Origin of the sequence: Roseibium sp. (assembly GCF_048260565.1) — a bacterium.
In the GTDB taxonomy this organism is placed as follows: Bacteria; Pseudomonadota; Alphaproteobacteria; order Rhizobiales; family Stappiaceae; genus Roseibium.
The window spans coordinates 200,353-218,288 of record NZ_JBLXGP010000009.1; the positions used below are offsets into that span (position 1 = coordinate 200,353).

At 62.3% G+C, this 17,936-nt stretch carries 17 protein-coding genes; 14 read left to right on the forward strand and 3 right to left on the reverse strand.

Translation table 11 applies throughout. The annotated features are described in order from the left end of the window. Positions 1 to 74: 74 nt before the first annotated feature. From ACN0SO_RS18775 to ACN0SO_RS18785, 3 genes are all read left to right on the forward strand, one after another. Positions 75 to 1,436, forward strand: coding sequence for a TIGR03808 family TAT-translocated repetitive protein (locus tag ACN0SO_RS18775; RefSeq protein WP_417680274.1), 1,362 nt, complete (start codon positions 75 to 77; stop codon positions 1,434 to 1,436). A 150-nt stretch (positions 1,437 to 1,586) separates the two neighbouring features. Then, complete coding sequence (locus ACN0SO_RS18780) at positions 1,587 to 2,240, forward strand: cytochrome c oxidase assembly protein (RefSeq protein ID WP_417680256.1); 654 nt, start codon at positions 1,587 to 1,589, stop codon at positions 2,238 to 2,240. Further along, the gene (locus tag ACN0SO_RS18785; RefSeq protein WP_417680257.1) at positions 2,237 to 2,722 is read left to right on the forward strand and encodes a copper chaperone PCu(A)C; all 486 of its coding nucleotides are present in this window, start codon (positions 2,237 to 2,239) and stop codon (positions 2,720 to 2,722) included. Before ACN0SO_RS18780 ends, ACN0SO_RS18785 begins: the two co-directional genes overlap by 4 nt. A gap of 25 nt (positions 2,723 to 2,747) precedes the next feature. Here ACN0SO_RS18785 and ACN0SO_RS18790 read toward each other — a convergent pair whose 3' ends face one another. From ACN0SO_RS18790 to ACN0SO_RS18800, 3 genes are read right to left on the reverse strand one after another with little or no spacing between them, the layout of a single operon-like run. Continuing rightward, positions 2,748 to 3,548 (reverse strand): dimethylarginine dimethylaminohydrolase family protein, encoded by an 801-nt coding sequence (locus tag ACN0SO_RS18790; RefSeq protein WP_417680258.1) that lies wholly within the window; start codon positions 3,546 to 3,548, stop codon positions 2,748 to 2,750. A gap of 32 nt (positions 3,549 to 3,580) precedes the next feature. Beyond that, positions 3,581 to 4,609, reverse strand: coding sequence for an asparaginase (locus ACN0SO_RS18795; RefSeq protein WP_417680259.1), 1,029 nt, complete (start codon positions 4,607 to 4,609; stop codon positions 3,581 to 3,583). 10 nt (positions 4,610 to 4,619) lie between these two features. Beyond that, positions 4,620 to 5,804, reverse strand: coding sequence for an aminotransferase (locus ACN0SO_RS18800; protein WP_417680260.1), 1,185 nt, complete (start codon positions 5,802 to 5,804; stop codon positions 4,620 to 4,622). A gap of 221 nt (positions 5,805 to 6,025) precedes the next feature. On the opposite strand from ACN0SO_RS18800, the gene ACN0SO_RS18805 reads away from it, so the two are divergent. The 11 genes from ACN0SO_RS18805 (at position 6,026) to ACN0SO_RS18855 (ending at position 17,811) form a co-directional block, all read left to right on the forward strand. Next, complete coding sequence (locus tag ACN0SO_RS18805) at positions 6,026 to 6,652, forward strand: TetR/AcrR family transcriptional regulator (protein WP_417680261.1); 627 nt, start codon at positions 6,026 to 6,028, stop codon at positions 6,650 to 6,652. Between the two features lie 26 nt (positions 6,653 to 6,678). After that, a complete protein-coding gene (locus ACN0SO_RS18810; protein WP_417680262.1) occupies positions 6,679 to 7,662 on the forward strand; it encodes a VOC family protein in 984 nt (327 codons plus the stop codon). A 164-nt stretch (positions 7,663 to 7,826) separates the two neighbouring features. Continuing rightward, positions 7,827 to 8,135 (forward strand): tyrosyl-tRNA synthetase, encoded by a 309-nt coding sequence (locus ACN0SO_RS18815; RefSeq protein WP_417680263.1) that lies wholly within the window; start codon positions 7,827 to 7,829, stop codon positions 8,133 to 8,135. Between the two features lie 167 nt (positions 8,136 to 8,302). Then, positions 8,303 to 10,087: a hypothetical protein gene (locus ACN0SO_RS18820; RefSeq protein ID WP_417680264.1), complete on the forward strand. Its 1,785-nt coding sequence runs from the start codon at positions 8,303 to 8,305 to the stop codon at positions 10,085 to 10,087. Between the two features lie 142 nt (positions 10,088 to 10,229). Next, entirely contained in the window at positions 10,230 to 10,832 is a 603-nt protein-coding gene (locus ACN0SO_RS18825) for an ABC transporter ATP-binding protein (protein WP_417680265.1), read from the forward strand. After that, positions 10,829 to 11,632, forward strand: coding sequence for an ABC transporter permease (locus ACN0SO_RS18830; RefSeq protein WP_417680266.1), 804 nt, complete (start codon positions 10,829 to 10,831; stop codon positions 11,630 to 11,632). Before ACN0SO_RS18825 ends, ACN0SO_RS18830 begins: the two co-directional genes overlap by 4 nt. A 46-nt stretch (positions 11,633 to 11,678) precedes the next feature. After that, a complete protein-coding gene (locus ACN0SO_RS18835; RefSeq protein WP_417680267.1) occupies positions 11,679 to 12,455 on the forward strand; it encodes an SDR family oxidoreductase in 777 nt (258 codons plus the stop codon). Between the two features lie 243 nt (positions 12,456 to 12,698). Further along, entirely contained in the window at positions 12,699 to 13,904 is a 1,206-nt protein-coding gene (gene nhaA / locus ACN0SO_RS18840; RefSeq protein WP_417680268.1) for a Na+/H+ antiporter NhaA, read from the forward strand. 372 nt (positions 13,905 to 14,276) lie between these two features. Continuing rightward, positions 14,277 to 15,494, forward strand: coding sequence for a Na+/H+ antiporter NhaA (gene nhaA, locus ACN0SO_RS18845; protein WP_417680269.1), 1,218 nt, complete (start codon positions 14,277 to 14,279; stop codon positions 15,492 to 15,494). Positions 15,495 to 15,670: 176 nt separating this feature from the next. Then, complete coding sequence (locus ACN0SO_RS18850) at positions 15,671 to 16,015, forward strand: hypothetical protein (RefSeq protein WP_417680270.1); 345 nt, start codon at positions 15,671 to 15,673, stop codon at positions 16,013 to 16,015. Positions 16,016 to 16,230: 215 nt separating this feature from the next. Further along, positions 16,231 to 17,811 (forward strand): SulP family inorganic anion transporter, encoded by a 1,581-nt coding sequence (locus ACN0SO_RS18855; protein WP_417680271.1) that lies wholly within the window; start codon positions 16,231 to 16,233, stop codon positions 17,809 to 17,811. The last annotated feature ends 125 nt before the right edge of the window (positions 17,812 to 17,936 follow it).

The following is a 17,936-nucleotide window of genomic DNA, read 5'->3' on the forward strand; positions in this document are numbered from 1 at the left end:
TGAGCAAACGTATTTCCAAATCCGGGACAGATTGCGTCCGGAATACAGCGGTTTCCCGCCTGTTCGGTGCGGGAATGACCCGCAGGGCGTTCCTTGGTGGGACAATGGGCGGTACGGCGCTGTGCCTTTCCGGCACGGCTGCAACGGCCCTTGTTCAGGTCGCCGAACTGCGCGGCTCGATCGACGCGACCGATCTGGGCCTTTATCCGAACGCCTCCAGCGACCAGAGCGCCCTGTTCCAGGATGCGGTCAACCGGGCCGCGGAAAAGGGCCGCGCGCTGTTCCTGCCGGCCGGCACCTATCCGGTTTCCGACCTGAATTTTCCCTCCGGCACGCTCATCGTCGGCATTCCCGGACGCACCCGGCTGATCTATCAGGGCGGCGGCGGATTGCTCGCCACGGCCAAGGGCGTCAACAATGTCGGGCTCAACGGCATCACCTTCGACGGGGCCAACCGGTCGATCGGCGACCAGACCGACGGGTTGCTGCATTTCATCGGCGTGCGTCAGCTGACGTTGCAGAATTGCGAAGTCACCGGTTCCAGCAGGACCGGCCTGCTGATGGACCGCTGTTCGGGCCGGGTGACCGACTGTCACGTCTCCGGTGCCGCTGAAGCCGGTATCATTTCCAATGAAGCCGACGGTCTGGCCCTCACCGGCAATGTGGTCACCGATTGCGCCAACGGCGGCATCTGGGTGCACCGGTGGAGCGAGGGCGAAGACGGCACGCTGATTTCCGGCAACCGGGTGGAACGCATCGGCGCCAAACACGGCGGCACTGGCCAGTGGGGCAACGGCATCAACGTGTTCCGCGCCCATGGCGTGGTGATTTCCGGCAACCGCATCGCCGATTGCGCCTTTTCCGCGATCCGGTCCAACACCGGGTCCAATGTGCAGATCACCGGCAACTCCTGCCTGCGCTCCGGCGAAGTCGCGATCTATTCCGAATTCGCCTTCCAGGGCGCGGTCATCTCCGACAACCTGATCGACGGTGCGACGACCGGGGTGTCCATCGCGAATTTCATGCAGGGCGGACGGCTTGCCGTGTGTTCTGGCAATCTCATTCGCAACCTGACCGAGGTCGGTCCCTACCCGCCCGAGGTCGCAGGCTTCGGCATCGGCATCGCCGCCGAGGCGGACACGACGATCACCGGCAACGTGATCGAGGGTGCGCCGCGTTTCGGCATGCTTCTCGGCTGGGGGCCCTATATGCGCAACCTGATTGCGTCCCAGAACATGCTCCGCGATTGCGGCCAGGGTATTGCAGTCACGGTCGTGGAAGGCGCGGGATCGGCGGTTATCAGCAACAACATCGTCCAGGGCAGCCGAACCGGGGCGATCAACGGCTATCGCTGGCTCGACAAGGCAACCGGCGAGCTGAACGGCTCGACCGACTGGCCCAACCTGACCATCAGCGGCAATCAGGTCGCGGCGTAACCGGAAGCGTAAGCGGCGGCATGGATGGCATGCACGACGGATACCGGGCCTGCGTGCGCGGTGTTGTCACGTTGTACGTATCTCAACCGATGTTAGAAATCCCAAGGCTGGGGAGCCATACCAACCGGGATTGGCATCGGGACGGGTGGAATGAGCGAAAAACGCTTCAGACATGCAAAGATTCTCGCGGTCAGCGGGATCTTGCTGGCGATCCCGACCGCGCTGGTGAGCTATTCGCCGACCCTTTACCGGATGTTCTGCAACCTGACCGGATACGGCGGAACCGTGCAGCGCGCGGTCGCAAAACAGCTGGATACCCCGATCTCCAATGAAAAGGTCACCGTCTCCTTCGACGCCAACGTGGCCCCGGGCCTGCCGTGGGAATTCCGACCGGAACGGCACAAGGTCGAGGCCCGGATCGGCGAGCCGACCAAGGTCTACTATTACGCGAAGAACAACAGCGACGAGACCCTGATCGCTCAGGCGACCTACAACGTCACGCCCTATCAGGCCGCACCCTATTTCTTCAAGATCGAGTGTTTCTGCTTCACCCAGGAAAAACTCGGCCCCGGCGAGAGCGCCCGCATGCCCCTCGTCTTCTATGTCGACGAGGAAATGCTGAAGGACAGCGACGCCAAGGGCGCCCATGACATCACCCTGTCCTACACGTTCTTCCGCCAGAAGGACCTGTCGCCGGAAGACGTCGCGGCGGCCCGCGATCTGAAGGCCGGTTCGGAAGAAAAGGATGCGAAGCTGAAGAACTCGGCTTCCGCCCAATTCGAAAACGACGCCCCCAGACAATGAAACGGCTTTTAACGATGCGCTATCTTTCCCTGTCTCGTGCTCCGCTCCTGTTGGCTGCCGCCATCCTGACCTTTGCGATCGGGCATTTGCCCGACGGCGCCAGGGCGCACAGCTATAACCTGCACGGCATCATGGTCGGCCATGCCTGGGCGCCGCCGCCCGCCGACGGCGAGGACGGGGTTGCGGTCTATGGCCCGATCCTCAACACCGGAGCCGAAGCCCTCCAACTCGTGGGCGCATCGAGCCCGATCGCGGACCAGACCCGGTTCCGGATTTCCAAGGACGGAGTGGAGAGCTGGCCGGCCAGCATCGAGCTGCGTCCGAACAAACCGTTCGGACTGGCCGCCTGGCGCGAGCACATCTGGCTGTCCGGTCTGAAGAAGACCGTCAAGGAAGGCGACCAGTTCGAGGTCGTTCTCGATTTCGGCAGCGCCGGCAAGCTGCCGGTCGAGGTCGTGGTCGAAAAGAGCGCCAATCACTGACCGGCCGGTTGCCAGGTGAAACGGCCTAGCTCTTTGAGAACCGCAGCGACAGACAGGACAGGCCGCCATCGACCTTGCGCGCCTCGTGGGTCGGCACGATCACCGTCCTGAAGCCGCCAGCTTCGATAGCGGCCAGCGTTTTCGGGTAGCCTTCGGGGACGAGAACCACGTCGTTCACGCGGATGACATTGGCCGCATAGTCTTCGCCATCAGGTACGGCAATCGTTTTGCGACCGCCGAAAAAACCACTGTCGATCATCACCTTCGTCGCCAGGATCACGCCTTCCCCAAGAGTGGAACAGGCCGTCTTGAAATGAAGAACGCCCTCGGGCGTTTCGGCAACACGGGCGGTGTAGCCCCAGGCCCCGAGCAAACCGGCAAAGGCGTCGGCGCCCTCCCGGTCGGTCCGGGCGGACAGGCCGATGAGGATCTCGTCGTCGAGCATCAGCACATCGCCGCCATCCACGTGACCGTTGCCGGGGATCTCGACAACCCGGTCGAAGCGGCTTTCGAGTGCTGCGCGGATTTCCCCCGGCTCCCCTTTCCGGCTTTCTGCGCCTGGCCGGAGCAGGATCGCGCCGTCGGGCAGGCAGAAGGCGGGATCCTCGACGAAACAACTGTCCGGATAGGCCTCAAGCGGCGGCAGGACATCCACGCTCAGGCCGGCCGTTTCAAGCGCCTGGACATAGGCCGCATGTTCGGCCCGAAACGCCGCGCCGCTCGGATCTCCCGTATCGACCGCACGCAACCCCTTCGCCACGCTGTCGGCGGGTGTGCGGGTGATGGCATGGGTGAAACGCCAGGACAGGCCTTCGCGGCAGGACATCTCGAAACCTTTGTGTGTGCAGGAAAGGGAACTCAGGACAGCGCGGATTTCAGACTTGCCAGGAAATCCTTGGCCGGGCGGATTTCTCCGGCCTGAACCTCGCGGCGGGTCAGGACCGGCGGATTGACCAGCCGGTCGAGTGTTTTGACTTCGTCCTCGTTCATCTCGAGCATGGCTTCGAGAACGGCCGCCATCATGACTTCCGAGGCACGCGTGGCGCCGTCGTCGCATTTGAGGGCGATGCCAAAACCCAGCTCGGGGACGGCGCCGCAGAACACGCCTTCCGCCCCGGTCTTGACGAAGACCCGGCCGTTGAAGGCGGCCATCACGTCGGTGCAAAACCGGTCGGTTCCGGCCACCATGAACGGCTCGTTGACACAGGCCTCGTAGATCCGTTCCGCCGCCTTCGCGCGGTTCGTGTCCAGTCCCTCGCCGGTGCCGAAACAGGCAAAGGCGCGGGCAAAGCTCTCCAGCGGCGTGGCATAGGTCGGGATCGAACAGCCGTCGGTGCCGCAGATATCCGGGGTCAGCGTGTCGCCGGTCAGCTGTTCCAGCACCGCCTTGATTTCCTGCTGCACCGGATGATCGGGCAGCACATAGCCCCGCGTCGGCACACCCATGACCTTTGCCAGTCCCAGAAAGCCGGCATGTTTTCCCGAACAGTTGTTGTGTAAGGGGCACGGGGTTTCGTCGGCGCGGATCAGCTCGGCGATATCCTCCATGCGCCGGGGCCAGTGGGAGCCGCATTCCAGGTCGTCTTCCGAAAGCCCCGCCTTGATCAGCATCACCCGCGCGGCATTGACATGCACCGCCTCGCCGGAATGGGAGGCGCAGGCAAGGGCCAGCTCCGCATCGTCGAAGTCGAGCGCGTCGGCAGCACCCGATTCCACCAGCGGCAAGGCCTGAAACGCCTTGATGGCGGAGCGCGGAAACACCCGCTCACGCGTGTCGCCGACGGCACAGACGATCCGTCCCGTTGTGTCAGCCACCGCGACGGCACCCCGATGAAAGCTTTCGACCAGCGATCCGCGCGTGACTTCGACGGTGACGGGATTGGTCATTCAAGAACTCCTAGTTGCCAACCGCGCCGGCCGCCGCGGGCGCCATCCAGGCGGACAGGCGCTCAATTGCCTCGTTGATCACACTGTCCTGCTTGCAGAAGCAGAAGCGGATGAAATTGCCCGGCGCTTCGTCGCCATAGAAGGCGGAAACCGGCACAACGGCAACCCCGGCCTCCTCCACCATCTTCTGGCAGACCTCGATGTCGTTGTCACCGAGACCAAGACCGGAAATGTCGCAGGTCAGGAAATAAGTGGCCGCACAGGGCAGCACGCCGAAACCGAGCCTTTTCAGGCCTGCCGCCATGAGATCGCGTTTGGCCTGAAGCTCGGCCGACAGGCCGTCATAGTAGCTCTCGTCCTTGGCCAGACCGTAGGCGACCGCCTTCTGCAGGTTCGGCGGGGTGGTGAAGGTCACATACTGATGCGCCTTGGCGATCGGGTCGATCAGCGCCTGCGCGCCGGTGATGTAACCGACCTTCCAGCCGGTGAGCGAGAAGGTCTTGCCTGCAGAGCCGATGCGCACGCACCGGTCCGCCATGCCGTCGAAGGTCATCAGCGGCCGATGGGTGATGCCGTCGAACAGCAGATGCTCATAGACCTCGTCGCAAATGGCAAAAACGTCGTGGCGGACGCACAGGTCGGCGATCGCCTGCAGCTCGGCATCGGAAAAGACCTTGGCGGTCGGGTTCATCGGGTTGTTGATCAGGACCGCCTTGGTCTGATCGCTAAAGGCACGCTCCAGCGCATCCAGATCGAGCGCCCACTCAGGCGGGGTAACACGCAAGCGCACCGGAATGCCGCCGGCCCGCTTCACCAAAGGCAGATAGCAGTCATAAAGCGGCTCGATCAGGATCACCTCGTCGCCGGGCTCGATCAGCGCCACCAGACAGTCGGCGAGCGCTTCCGTGGCGCCGGAGGTGACGATCACCTGGCTCTGCCAGTCGATATCGAGACCGTAAAAGCGCTTGTTGGCAGCGGCCACCGCCTGGCGCAATTCGGGCAGGCCCAGCATCGGCGGATACTGGTTCGGGCCGGAGATCAACGCATCGGCCGCGGCCTGGCGGATATCGAGCGGACCGTCCAGGTCCGGAAAGCCCTGGCCCAGGTTGACCGCCTTATGCGTCATGGCGAGCCGCGACATGGTTTCGAAGATGGTCGTTTCCAGACCGGTAAAAACGGGATTCGTCGCTTTCATGAGGGCCCTCCCTGGACCACCCGAAATCTTTTTTGCTTATCGGCTTTTAGCGCCAGCTTCCAGGCGCGTCGAGAAGTGTTTGCACGGGCTTTCTTTTTCAAGGCTGGCGCAGGGAAATGGCGGCCGGATGCTGCAGGTCTTCCGTGAGGTCAGATAATCTCAGATACCGGCTGCAAAGGCAGCTACTTGACTCACATACCAACCGGTTGGTATGTTTAAATATGACAAGTTCCCACGAACCCAAAAACAAGAGAAAAGCCGACGCCCGAACCAAACTCCTGGAAGCCGCGCTCAGCGTCATCCGAGCCAAAGGGTACTCGGCGACCAGTGTCGACGACCTGTGCCGCGCCGCCGGCGTGACCAAGGGCGCCTTCTTTCATCATTTCAAGACCAAGGACGATCTGGCCGTCACGGCCGCCGACTACTGGTCCGAGACCACCGGCGCCCTTTTTAAAGGCGCCCCCTATCACGACCATGAAGACCCGCTCGACCGGTTTCTCGGCTATCTGGACTTCCGCAAGGCGCTGATCGCCGGCGCCGTTCCCGAGTTCACCTGCCTTGTCGGCACCATGACACAGGAAGTCTACGACACCAGCCCGACGATCCGGGACGCCTGTGCCGACAGCATCTGCGGACATGCGGATACGCTGGTCGCCGATATTGCCGAGGCGGCGGAGCGTCACGGGATCACCCTGCCCTGCAGCTCGGAAAGCCTGGCGCTGCATACCCAGGCCGTCATCCAGGGCGGCTTCATCGTCGCAAAAGCGCGCAACGAACCGCAACAGGCCATCGACAGCATCGACCACCTGATCCGGTACGTCCGGCTTCTCTTCAATCTGTCCGCCTAGTCACTTGTCGAAAGGGAGGAAGAACCATGGATAAAAAAGTACAGTTCCGGAATACCGACCTGAACCTGGAAATCGAACGCATCATCGAGGCGCCGCGCAGCGCGGTCTGGCGCTGCTGGAGCGAACCGGACCTGCTTAAGCAGTGGTTCTGTCCGAAGCCTTGGAAAGTTGCCGAAGCCGATTTCGACCTGAAACCGGGGGGGCGCATGAATGTCGTCATGCAAGGTCCCGAAGGCGAGCGGGTCGATATGCCGGGGATCTGGCTGGAAATCGTGCCCGACGAACGGCTCGCGTTCACCGACGCCTATCGGGAAGGATTTGTCCCAGCGCCGAACCCCTTCATGACCGGCTATGTCATCCTTTCGGAAACGGAAGACGGCCATACCCGGATGATCTGGGGCGCAAGACACAAGACCGAGGACGACAAGAAGAAGCATCTGGAAATGGGGTTCGAGCCCGGCTGGACCGCCGCCTCGGCGCAGTTGGACGAACTGGCGCGCACGGTAGCTGCGGATAACGCTCCGGGCACCGGCAAACCGGATTTCTCCGCAAAGACCAGACCCTGCTTTTTCCTGCCCGAACAGGCCGAAGAAGCCGCCCGCTTCTATGTGTCTCTCCTGCCCGACAGCAGGATCGACTCGATCGTCCGGCCGGATCCGAACGGCCCTGCGCTGGTGGTCGAGTTCTCCCTGGCGGGCACAGCCTACATGACCATGAACGGCAACCCGAACCCGGTCTCCTCCCATCTCGCCTCGATCTCGGTCCTGACGGACACTCAGGAAGAGACCGACCGGCTCTGGCACGCGCTGATCGCAGACGGCGGCGAGGAAGGTCAGTGTGGCTGGTTAAAGGACAGGTTCGGCGTTCACTGGCAGATCGTTCCCAAGGCCCTGCCAAGGCTCATCCGCTCAAGCGGGCCACAGACCGCACAACGGGTCTTCGATGCGCTCATGACCATGAAGAAGATCGATATCGCCGGTCTTGAAGACGCCGCACGTCTTGCTGCCTGACTCCACAAAAAGCCTGTTTGCGCGTCTGAAAAGCCCTCCGGCGCGCAATATTCCTCAAAAGCTCCAAGCGTGACCGCCATCACATTACGCAAGGGCAATTGCGTGTAGCTTTTCCTCATCGGCGGCGGAATGATCTGTCCCGCCGGAAAGCAGAGGGAAAGACAATGTTCAAGAAAATCGCAGTGACCACCATGGCCGTCGCCGTCATCGCCACATCCGCAATGACCGTCACGACCCAGACCGCAGATGCAAAGAACGGCCGCAAGGGCGCCTTCGCCGCCGGCGCTGTCATCGGCCTGGCAACCGGCGCCATCATCGGATCGCAGTACAACTCCGGATATGGCCCCGCTTACGGCTATGGATATCGGCCGGCCCCGCGTCCGTATCGCTGCTTCAACAAGGCCGTGCGCCGCTGGGATCCTTACTACGGTCATTACGTTGTCGTCGGCTACCGCAAAGTCTGCCGTTACTGATCCGGTCGAGACCTGATCTCCTGACTGCAAAAGACCTCCGGACCGTCCGGAGGTCTTTGCACGTGTTCCTCCCCATTCCTTTTGCCTCAGACACAATTCTGTTTTGGAAGGCTGCTTTCGTTGCGTAAACTCCAACTGGCCTCAGACAGACGATTCGGAGAACCCCCATGCTCGAAGTCCTGATTGGCATAATTGCCGTCGTCGCAGGCATCATCATGATTGTCCGCCGCCCGGGCCCTTCGACGCCGACGTCCAGGATGGGCCGGCTCCTTTACGGTCCGCTCGGCGGGATCATCGCCCTGGGCATCGGCCTGTTCATGCTGGCCTCGACCTCCTTCATCTTCGTGGATGCCAACCAGGTCGGCCATCTGAAGCGGATCTACGCCTTCAAGGAGTTGCCCCCGGGACGGATCATCGCGCTCAACGGCGAAAAGGGTCCGCAGGCGGAAATCCTCGGCCCCGGTTTTCATTTCATCCCGCTGGTGCGCGTCCTCTACGATTTCGAGGAATTCGACGTGGTCACGATTCCCGAGGGCTACTACGGCCAGCTGACCACACTGGACGGCCAGGCCATGCCGTCGGGCATGTTCATGGCACCCGCCATCCCGGACGAGGACATGGGCGACATGCTGAAAGCCGACGTCTTTTTGACCAAAGGCGGGCTGCGCGGCCCGCAGGAAACGGTGCTGAAGCCGGGACAGTATCGCCTGAACCGCTATCTGTTCGATGTCCGGCTCGACGAAAACACCAATGCCACGGTCATTCCGGCCGGTCATGTGGGCGTGGTCAAGTCCAACGTCAGCCAGCCGGGCATCAACTGCGTGGAGGAGGAAGTCTCCGCCTCGCAAGTCTCCCGCGAAGCGCTGTCCGTGCCGCTGGTTCCGCGCGGCTGCGTCGGGATCTGGAAGGACCCGCTCTTTCCCGGCGCCTATTATCTGAACCGCCAGGCCTATGAGGTCACCCTTGTCGACACCCGCGTCCAGACCTGGGAATACAAGGGCGGCTATACCAAGCGGATCATCGACCTCTCGGTCGACCAGGAAGGCGATATCAAGCAGACCGAACGCTCCGTGAACGAACCGGTCCCGAACGATGCCGCCGACAAGGCGGTGTTCGTCAAGGTCGAAGGCTGGGACATCCCGCTGGAGTTGCGTGCCCTGGTCCAGGTCGATCCGACCAATGCCCCGGTCGTGGTCGGCTCGGTCGGCGGACTGGAAGAGATCGAGAACCGCATCCTGACGCCCGCGATCCGGTCCATCGTACGCAACGTGGCCGGCGCCTCGATCCGGGTGCAGGACAAGGATGCCAACGGCGCTGTGGCCTCGCCGGCCACCTACACCGTCCGCCCGACCCGGGTGCTGGACCTGATTGAAAACCGGGACGCGCTGGAGCAGACCATCGAGGCGCAGATCAAGGTGGAAGGCAACAAGGCCGGCGTCGACATCCGCGAGATCCGACTGGGCGAACCGGCGATCCCGCCGGAACTCCTGGTGTCGCGCCTGCGCGTCCAGCTCGCCGACCAGCTGTCGATCGCCTATGAGCGGGAGACGGACGCCCAGCAAAAACGCATCGAGACCGAGCAGGCCCGCTCCACCGCCGATGAACAGCCGCGTCTGGTGGAAGCCCAGATCGCGGTGCAGGTCGCCAACCAGCGCGAACAGGAACGCGCCGCCCTCGGCCGCGCCGAACGCCAGTACCTGGAGGAGCTCGCCCGCGGCCAGCGCGCCCAGGTCGACGTGCTCGGCCAGGACCGGGTCGCCCTGCTTCAGGCGCTTGAAAAGCTGCTTGCCTCGCTGGAACGCAAGCCCGAGCTCGTCGGACTGGTCGGCAAGCTGGTGCCGAATACCATCGTCGGTGGCGACGGTGCCGGGCTAGCCGGCGCGGCTGCCCTTCTCGGCGCAAGTATCGGTGGCCAGAACACCGGTCAGCAGTCGAAACCCGCCGGGCAGTAACACCTCTCCGGATCCGACTGGATGCCAAATGACCGAAAAGGCCGGCGCAGCCTGCGGCCGGCCTTTTTGGCATTCTGGACGGTGTACTTTCCGGACAAACCCGATAGCGTAGGATCGTCAGTCTCAAACACCAGCCGCCGCCATGTTTGAAATCGCCGATCTCAAGACGCCCTTCGTGGGGCCGGTCTCTCTTTCGATTGCGTCCGGCGAATGCGTTTCCCTGCGCGGCGCTTCGGGTGCCGGAAAGTCGCTGCTTTTGCGGGCCATCGCCGATCTCGACCCGAACGAGGGTGACGTCCGGCTGGATCGGCAGTCGCGGAACGGGATGCCCGCCCCTCAGTGGCGCCGCCTCGTCGCAATGATCCCTGCGGAAAGCGGATGGTGGACCGACAACGTGTCCGATCACTTCAAACTCGGCGCCGAGACGGCCGCGCTTCTTGATGCTGTCGGATTGCCGGAGTCGCTCGACTGGAAGGTCAACCGGCTGTCCACCGGCGAAAAGCAGCGTCTCGCCCTGGCAAGGGCGCTTCATAACAAGCCGCAGGTGCTTCTGCTCGACGAGCCGACATCCGCGCTCGACGACCGGGCCACCGAACGGGTGGAAGACATCGTGCGCCGGCAGCAGGACCAGGGGGTCACAATCCTGCTCGTCACCCATGACCAGGCACAGGCCCGGCGTCTGGGCGGGCGGCATTTCCTGATGGAAGACGGACGATTGTCGGAAGTTCCGGAGGCTGCGGCATGACGGGCTACATCGTTCTGTCGCCCTGGGATCTGGTCCTGGCTTCCGTGTTCATCCTCGTCAACGCAGGGCTTTCTTTGGCGCTTCGTCTGGGTCTGGAACGGCAACTGCTGATCGCCGCCGTGCGGATGATCCTGCAGTTGCTCCTGGTGGGCCTCGTTCTCAAGGTGGTGTTCGCGGCGGCCTCCCCCTGGCTGACGGCCCTTGTTGCCACCTTCATGATCGGGTTTGCAGGCCGTGAAATCCGCGCCCGGCAGGAACGCCATCACACGGGGTTCTGGGGTTACGGTCTGGGCGCGGCGGCCATGACCTTCTCAGGGACCCTCGTCACCGTATTCGCGCTCACAACCCAGATCCAGCCCGCGCCCTGGTGGTCGCCGCAATACGCGCTTCCCCTGTTCGGGATGATCCTCGGCAACACCATGACCGGCGTCAGCCTCGGCCTCGATTCCCTGCATTCGCTGGTCGACCGGGAACGCCGCGCCATCGAGGCCCAGCTTCTCCTCGGCGAGACCAGCCTGACCGCGCTCCTGCCGCCGCTCCGTCGCGCCTTGCGCAGCGGGTTCACGCCGATCATCAACGCGATGGCGGCCATCGGCGTGGTTTCCCTGCCCGGTATGATGACCGGACAGATCCTGTCCGGCGCCGACCCGCAGGAAGCGGTAAAGTACCAGCTTCTGATCATGTTCCTGATTGGCGGCGCGACCGGCATGGGCGTCCTGATCGCCGTGCTCGCCAGCGCCTGGCGCCTGACCGATCCCCGCCACCGGCTGAGGCTCGACCGGCTGAGCGACTCCGGTTAGGACTTGAGCAAATAAGACAATTCAGGTTGCACCGGGAGGAACGGGAATGGATCTTGGACTTGAAGGATTGCGGGTGCTCGTCACCGCGGGAGCGTCGGGGATCGGCCTGCATACGGCGCGGGCTTTTGCCACCGAAGGCGCGCGGGTGCATATCTGCGACATCGACGAAGCGGCGCTGTCCGCATTTAGGACGGACAATCCGGATATCGGCGCCAGCCTGTGCGACGTCGCCGACCGGGCGCAGGTGCAGGCGCTGTTCGACACGGTGCTGGAAACCTTCGACGGTCTCGACTGCCTGATCAACAATGCGGGCATTTCGGGCGCGACCGCGCCGGTGGAAAAAATGGATCCGGCGGACTGGGACCGGTGCATCGCCGTTACCCTGACCAGCCAGTTCAACTGCACGCGGCTTGCCGTCGAGCCTTTGAAAGCGTCCGACAATCCTTCGATCATCAACCTGTCGTCGGCAGCGGGAAAATTCGGCTTCCAGTTTCGAAGCGCCTATTCGGCCGCGAAATGGGGCATCGTCGGTTTCACCAAGACGATCGCGCGCGAACTCGGCCCCTTCGGCATCCGCTGCAACACCATCCTGCCCGGGCTGGTGGAAGGTGATCGCCTGACGCGGGTGATCGCCGCCAAGGCGGATGCGCTCGGCAAGACCTACAGCCAAGCGGAAACGGACTTTCTCGCTCATGCCTCGATCAAGGAGATGATCGATCCCGGCCAGCTCGCCGACATGATGCTGTTCCTGGCGTCAAAGCGGGGCAGGACGATCTCAGGTCAGGCGATCAGCATCGATGCGGATCTGCAGACACTTGCCTGAGTACCGGACGATCGGCCGACAGGGGAATACCGCTATCGAACTGAGCCGGATGGATAGGATCTGGAAGACCGGCGGCAGGAATACGGCCAGCCGGAGCGTTCTCGCAACGACTTATTTACCGCCGTGGGTTACCAACGTTATCAACGCTCCAACAAAGATGTCGCTGTCCCATGTAAATCCTCCGAAGATCTACCATATCTACGACGGATCCAAGACAAACAGCCACGATTTGGAAACATGCACATGATCCAAGTTATCCGCGAAAAGCGGCGCCAACTGTCCGAAACGATCGGTGACTTTCTCAAGATGGAAGCCACAGGCGGCCTGTTTCTGGTGGTGGCAACTATTCTTGCGATGGTGATGGCGAATACATCCTATCAGGATGCATACAAGGCGTTCCTGGACATTCCGGTCGCCATCCAGTTCGGCGAGCTGAAGATCGCAAAGCCGCTCCTTCTATGGATCAATGACGGCCTGATGGCCATCTTCTTCTTCCTTGTGGGTCTGGAAATCAAACGGGAATTCCGCATCGGCGAATTGGCCTCGCCGGCCCAGGTCGCGCTTCCCGGCATCGCCGCCATCGGCGGCATGATGGCACCTGCTCTGATTTATGTTCTGTTCAACCTGTCCAATCCGGGCGGCCTGAACGGCTGGGCAATTCCGGCGGCCACCGACATTGCGTTTGCGGTTGCCGTGATTTCGCTGCTGGGTCCCCGGGTTCCCACCAGCCTCAAGGTCCTGCTGCTGGCAATCGCGATCTTCGACGACCTCGGCGCAATCGTCATCATCGCGGTTTTCTATACCAGTGGTCTCTCCGTCAAGATCCTGGCGCTTTCCATCTTTCCGATCATCGGCCTTTTCCTGCTCAATCGGGCGGGCGTCAAAAAAACCGCTCCCTATGTGGTTCTCGGCCTCATCCTCTGGGTGATCGATCTGAAATCGGGCGTTCATGCGACCATTGCCGGCGTGGTGACGGCCTTCGCGATCCCGCTGACGAAGGCCGAAGGCGCACACCATACGGTGCTTGAGGAACTGGAACACGGCCTGCACCGCTGGGTCGCCTTTGGTATCCTGCCCCTGTTCGCCTTCGCGAATGCCGGCGTTTCCTTTGCCGGGATCGGGCTTGAAAGTTTTTCGGAACCGGTCGCGCTCGGTATTTCCCTCGGCCTATTTGCAGGCAAGCAGATCGGTATTTTCCTGACGTTGTGGATTACAATCACCATCGGTCTCGCCCCAATGCCCCGCGGGGCGAACTGGGGGCAGGTTTACGGCGTGGCCCTCTTGTGCGGTATCGGCTTCACCATGAGCCTGTTCATCGGGACGCTCGCCTTCGAAACACAGGAATATGTCGCCCAGTTGCGCCTTGGCGTCCTGACCGGCTCGATCTTAAGTGCCACTTTGGGCTACCTCCTGCTGAGATACACATCCCGACAGGCAGCCGGGGCGTAACGCCCCGACAGCTCCCCCGGCCGGTTTCGCGGACGCAGTTCGCGCCGGCGGGTTCGGGAAAGCGAACCGGAGGCGCGAACGCCCGTTTCGTTCCAACGCCCCGAAGCTGGTTCTCGCCTTCCCTGTTCATCCTTCGCAATGCCGCGCTGCCGCGTGCGCTTCGCCGCAAACTGGACCGGCAACCGCTGATCGCGGCCATTGGGATGATGCTGCGGCTTCTCCCGGTGGGGCCCGTGCTCAAGGCGGTTTTTGCAGCTGCCTCTTCCGAGGCTGTCATCTTTCGACGAAAGAGTGCATTTCAACGTTTGAATTTCGGAATTGCTGCCATACTTTCAGTCTGACTTAAAACAGACAGGATTTGGAAACAGGCACATGATCCAGGCGATCCGGCAAAAACGCCGGCAATTGACCGAAGCAATCAATGACTTCCTCAAGATGGAAGCGACAGGCGGGCTGATGCTGGTTGCCGCTACGGTCCTTGCCATGGTACTCGCCAATTCCGGATTGGTCGGTACCTATACCGCGTTTCTCGAGATACCGGTTGCCGTCAAGTTCGGTGAGCTTGAAATCGCGAAACCGTTCCTGCTGTGGATCAACGATGGCCTTATGGCCATTTTCTTTTTCCTCGTAGGGCTGGAAATCAAACGGGAATTCCGCATCGGCGAACTGGCCTCGCCTGCGCAAGTGGCGCTTCCCGGTATCGCCGCAATCGGCGGTGTCCTGGTCCCGTCCGGAATTTACGCCCTGATCAATCTCGACTCTCCGGAAAGCATGAGCGGCTGGGCGATCCCGGCGGCAACCGACATTGCCTTTGCGCTGGCGGTGCTGTCGCTGCTGGGAAACCGGATTCCCGGCAGCCTCAAGATCCTGCTTTTGGCGATCGCCATCTTCGACGATCTTGGCGCCATTCTCATCATCGCCTTCTTCTACACCAGCAAGCTGTCGCTCACGGTGCTTGCGCTGGCGATCATCCCGATCGTCCTTCTCTTCATCCTCAACCGTATGGGGGTGACGAAAACCGCACCTTATGTCGTACTCGGCGTCGTATTGTGGACAATCGTGCTCAAGTCTGGGGTGCACGCCACGCTTGCCGGCGTGATCACGGCCTTCGCTATCCCGCTTGCCAAAGCGGAAGGGGCTCATCACACCCTCCTTGAGGAGTTGGAGCACGGCCTGCACCGCTGGGTCGCGTTCGGCATCCTGCCCCTGTTTGCCTTTGCCAACGCAGGCGTTTCATTCGCCGGCATGGGCTTCGACAGCTTTACGGAACCGGTCAGTCTCGGCATTACACTTGGCCTTTTCGCGGGTAAGCAGATCGGGATCTTCGCCATGATCTGGCTCACCGTCCAATTACGTCTGGCACCCATGCCCCGCGACTCGAACTGGATGCAGATTTATGGCGTGGCCCTCTTGTGCGGCATCGGCTTCACCATGAGCCTGTTCATCGGCTCGCTCGCGTTCGACAACAGGGACCTTATGGCCCAGCTGCGGCTCGGCGTGCTGGCCGGTTCGATCGCCAGCGCGGTTCTGGGTTACCTGCTGCTGCGTTTCACCTCCCCGGCTCCAGGGCACGAAGCAACAAAGGCGTAAAACATCTTCCCCGGCCGGTTTCGCGCACACCGCGACCGGCCGGTGATCCTCTGCCTCTTCACCCAGCGTCAAGCGCAGTTTGCAAGCCGCTTCGCTCGAAGTAGACTGATCTCCCGACACGTTCTGCTACCCGGTTCCCCATCGACGGCAAAAGGGGCCGGAAGGAGGGGGATGACATGCGAAAGAACGGTTTCCTGTCAGCGGCAATCGCCACAAGCGCGCTCGCAACACTCGTTTTCCTGCCTCGTCCCGCCGCAGCCACAAGCGGCCCGGGTTGTCTGGTCGTGGTCAATGTCGCGGCAAATGACGCACTCAACATGCGCTCGCGCGCATCGGCGTCATCGCGCATTGTCGATGTCCTTGTACCAGGCCACCACGGGATCATTCACCTCGACGCGCCTTGCCAACCGCCGTCAAGACCGTGGCCGAGCCGCTGGTGCCCGGTCACTCACTACAACGGCGACCGGGTATCCCATGGATGGGTCAAGGCCCGCTATGTGCGGGATAGCGACTGTCCTTAGGACGTGGCCGGCGCGCGTGATCGGCCAGATTGATCGACACTTTGCAGCTCACCTGCCGCTACCATGCGCGCGGCACATGGCCGCTTCGCGTCCGGCGCCCTTGCTGCAGCGCAATAAAATCTGTAGTAACACGCAAGAATCCATCTGATCCGAGGCGCCTTTCTCCCAAGACACCCGGCGCGTGATCGAAAAACGACAACGAGCTGGAGTGCCCCTTGACCGCACGTGCCGAGGCCATCGCGCCTGTTTCAACCAACCTGACGCCGAACCGCATCAAGACCGAGCTGCTGGCCGGCCTGACCGTGGCCCTTGCGCTGGTGCCGGAAGCGGTCGCCTTTGCCTTTGTCGCCGGGGTCAATCCTCTGGTCGGTCTTTACGCCGCTTTCCTGGTTGGCCTGATCACCAGCGTTGCCGGCGGCCGGCCGGGCATGATTTCAGGCGCAACCGGCGCGCTTGCCGTGGTCATGGTCTCTCTCGTCGCCCAACACGGCGTGGAATATCTGTTCGCCACCGTGGTGCTGATGGGGATCATCCAGATCGTCGTCGGGCTTCTGAGATGGGGCAAGTTCATGCGCATGGTGCCCCACCCGGTGATGCTCGGCTTCGTCAACGGGCTCGCCATCGTCATTTTCCTGGCCCAGCTCGGCCAGTTCAAGGTGCCGGACGGCTCCGGTGGCTTCACCTGGATGGGCGGGACCGACCTTTACCTGATGCTCGGACTGGTGGCGCTGACAATGGTGGTGATCTGGCTGCTGCCGAAGGTCACGCGGGCCTTCCCGGCTCCGCTTGCCGGCATTCTCGCCGTTTCGGCACTCGTGATCGGCCTCGACCTCGACACCCGCTCAGTCGGCGATCTCGCCTCCATCGCCGGCGGATTGCCGGATTTCCACATCCCGATGGTGCCGCTCAACTGGGACACCTTCATGATCATCCTGCCCTATGCGGTGGTCATGGCTGCCGTCGGCCTGATCGAATCCCTTCTGACACTGAACCTGGTGGCCGACCTGACCAACACCAAGGGCGGCGCCTCCAGGGAATGCCTGGCCCAGGGCGCGGCCAACATCGTCACCGGCTTCTTCGGCGGCATGGGCGGCTGCGCCATGATCGGCCAGTCGATGATCAACGTGAAATCCGGCGCGCGCACGCGCATCGCCGGCATCGCGGCAGCACTGTTCCTGCTGTCCTTCATCCTGTTCGCCTCGCGGCTGATCGAGCAGATCCCGGTCGCCTCCCTGGTCGGCGTCATGTTCATGGTCGTCATCGGCACCTTCGCGTGGACAAGTCTGAAGATCATGCACCGGATCCCGATGATCGATGCCCTGGTGATCGTTCTGGTCACGGTCGTCACGGTTCTGACCGACCTTGCCATGGCTGTCGTGGTCGGGGTGATCGTCTCTGCCCTCGCCTATGCCTGGAATGCCGCCAGCCGGATCAGTGCCCGCATCGGCGTCAGCAAGGAAGGCTGGAAGGTCTATCGCCTCTCCGGACCGCTGTTCTTCGGCTCCACCACCGGCTTTCAGGATATCTTCGACATCAACAACGATCCGGACGATGTCGTCATCGACTTCATCGACAGCCGGGTGGTTGACCACTCCGGCCTGGAAGTGATCGACGCGCTCGCCTCCAAATACGAGGCTGCGGGCAAACGCCTGCACCTGCGCCACCTGTCGCCGGACTGCCAGAAGCTTCTCGAAAAGGCCGGCAGCCTGGTCGAGGTCTCGATCCTGGAAGACCCGGACTACGAAGTCGCCGTCGACTACGGGCACAAATTCGATCCGGTCGAAAAGGCCGGCTGACACCTCCCGGAAGCAGAAAAACAAAGGGCAGCCTCTCTAATGGCTGTCCAGACTGCTGACAAACCCCTGGCGTTAGCCGGGGGTTTTTGATTCACTGTTTTGATGTTGAAGAAGCCCGGCCCCGA